A 2,735-nucleotide genomic window follows, 5' to 3' on the forward strand; every position below is an offset into this window, starting at 1 on the left:
ACCTTTATTATTTATTAAAATTAAAAATTTTTTAAAATCTAAAACACAAACATTCCCCAAAGCTTGTATTCAATCCCCAATAAAATTGCTTGATATTTACATATGGTTTCTCCTACATCTCCATTTTTCGTGTTCTATCCATAAAAAATGTTAGCAGTGCTGTGATCAGCATTGCCATGGCAAGTATTCGAAGTAAATCATTGAAACTTGTTGTAATTGCCTGTAGATGTATATCTTTATAAATTACACCGATAGCCAATTGCTCAGCAGCATCTCCTAGATCACGATACTGGGCTTTTAAATTTTCAAGATACTCTACAAAAATCATGTTTTCAGGTGTCATAAAATTATTTAATTCAGTGACATGAAGTGCAGTAAGCCAATCAAGAGAAGAGTTGATCAAGGCGAGTCCTACAGCACCACCGATATTTCGCATAACATTGTAAATTCCACTTGCATCAGCGACTTTATGCATAGGTAAATTTGCCATTGCCAAATGAGAAACTACAATCAGACAAATCATTAAGCCAATGCTTCTATAAATTTGAGGCCATAGCATGAAATCAAAATCACTTTGAACATTCAGATATGAGTTCATCCAGATACCACTTGCAGCCAGTACCAATCCGACGAATACAGTCTTTCGTGCATCAAAATTTGGAATAATCCACGCTAGAAATGGTGCAAAAAAGAACATCACTACACCATTTACCATCATGATTTGACCAATTTGGCTGCTATTTAATGCTCTAACTTGTCCTAAAAACACCGGGATCATGTAACCTAAGCCATATAAAGCCATCCCGATGACAAAAGTGATAATGGAACTAAGTACAAAATTTCTATTTTTGAAGACCGATAAATCAAGCAAGGGAGTGGATGAGGTTAAATTCCGGTAGAAAAAAATCATCGCTCCAAGTACACAAATCAAAAAAGCAGAACTTACGCCTGTATCTGTAAACCAGTCCTGCCTTGCACCTTCGTCAAGAAAATATTCCAGACCACCTAAAAACATTGCCAGACCAATCAGACAAAGCCAGTCTAAACTTTTGAGTAGACTATAATCAGGTTGATCAATATTCCTATTTGCAAATACCACAACTGTTATAATAATTCCTGGAATAATGTTGATTAGAAACATCCAGTGCCATGAAAAGTTGTTGGTTAACCATCCACCAATTGTTGGTCCTATGGCAGGTCCCAAAGTACTTACCATTCCAAATAAGACCAAAGGCAATGTCCGTTTATTTTCCGCAAAAAGTATATATAAAGTGGTCATCGAAGTTGGAATCATTCCTCCTCCCATAAACCCTTGAAATGCCCTGAATACCAATAAACTTTCCAGATTCCATGCCAGAGCACAAAACAGTGAACTGATGGTAAAACCCAAAGCACAGATCGAATAATAAACACGTGTTGAAATTATTTTTGCACATATACTCGACATTGGAATTGCAATAATTTCAGCAATTAAATAAACCGTTTGCACCCAAGTCACTTCATAGCGACTAGCACTCATTCCCGCCTGAATTTCATTTAATGAGCTTGCAACGATCTGGATGTCTAGAATTGCCATAAAATTTCCAAAAATCATGGCAATAAAAATCATCCAAGCAATTTTTGGCGGAAAAAACCAATTGGTATTTGTAGAACTCTTTGTCATCGCCTAGTACCCTTAAGTTTTTAAGTCAACTTTAGCGATAACCGACAACCCTGGTTTAACCAAAGCTATATGTGGATGAGGATCAATTGAAATCCGAACAGGTATCCGTTGCACCACCTTATTAAAATTACCTGTCGCATTATCTGAAGGCATCATTGAAAAAATTGAACCCGATGCAGGTGAAAAACTTTCTATCTTTCCTGTAAATCTGATACCTGGATATGCATCAAGTGTGAAATTAACTTTTTGCCCCTTATGCATTTTCTCAATTTGAGTCTCTTTAAAATTTGCCTCTATATAAAGACTATGTTCAGGGATAATAGCCAGTAAACGACTTTGCGGATTTACACGGGAACCTTTACGAATAGATAAATTACCGACCGTACCCGAAACTGGTGCTTTTATTTGCGCTGCAAGGACATCAACCTGATACAGATTAACAGCAGCTTTTGCATTATCAATATCTGCAAGAAGCTGAATACGGCTAGCCTGAATACTAGCAAGCTGAGATTTTGCTGTATTAATGATTGCCTGACTTTTATAAAGTTGGGCTTGTGCAGATACATATTGTGATTTGATCGTTTCAAATCTTTGCCGAGTAATCACACCATCCATTAATAATTGTTTGTAGCGCTTATAATCTGCGCCTAATCGATCCAGTTCTGCTTGTGCAGCATACAAATTACTCTCAGCTTCCTGAATTGAAAAGTGAGCAGATTTTTCATTTTCATCCTGTACAATCAAGGCTGCCTGTTTTAATTGCATTAACGATAATGCCTGATCATATTTTGCCTGATAATCTTGATGATCAACGATTGCTAAGATTTGCCCCTTTTTTACAAACTGATTTTCCTTGATTTTTAATTCTAGCACTTCACCAGAAATTTTAGGCATAATCCATGTCAAATCTGATTGGACATAGGCATTTTCGGTAATTTGTGTAAAGCGGTATATAAAAAAATAATATAAAATACCGATTAAAAGTAAAAATAATAATAGAGAAAAAATAATCCAAGCTATTTTTTTCCTTTTTTTTAAATGAGCTAGGTCATCTATTGCCAGGACACTGTCC

At 35.9% G+C, this 2,735-nt stretch carries 2 protein-coding genes; both read right to left on the reverse strand.

The window, feature by feature from the left end; all coding sequences use genetic code 11:
* Positions 1-112 precede the first annotated feature (112 nt).
* The gene (locus KPC_RS18935; protein ID WP_121975873.1) at positions 113-1,663 is read right to left on the reverse strand and encodes a DHA2 family efflux MFS transporter permease subunit; all 1,551 of its coding nucleotides are present in this window, start codon (positions 1,661-1,663) and stop codon (positions 113-115) included.
* A 12-nt stretch (positions 1,664-1,675) separates the two neighbouring features.
* A complete protein-coding gene (locus tag KPC_RS18940; protein ID WP_121975874.1) occupies positions 1,676-2,725 on the reverse strand; it encodes an HlyD family secretion protein in 1,050 nt (349 codons plus the stop codon).
* Between the last annotated feature and the right edge of the window lie 10 nt (positions 2,726-2,735).

The organism is Acinetobacter stercoris (genome assembly GCF_900323515.1).
GTDB lineage: Bacteria > Pseudomonadota > Gammaproteobacteria > Pseudomonadales > Moraxellaceae > Acinetobacter > Acinetobacter stercoris.

Coding starts and splice junctions, on each gene's coding strand:
- KPC_RS18935 (WP_121975873.1), bottom strand. CDS start 1,663: ATGACAAAGAGTTCTACAAATACCAATTGGTTTTTTCCGCCAAAAATT.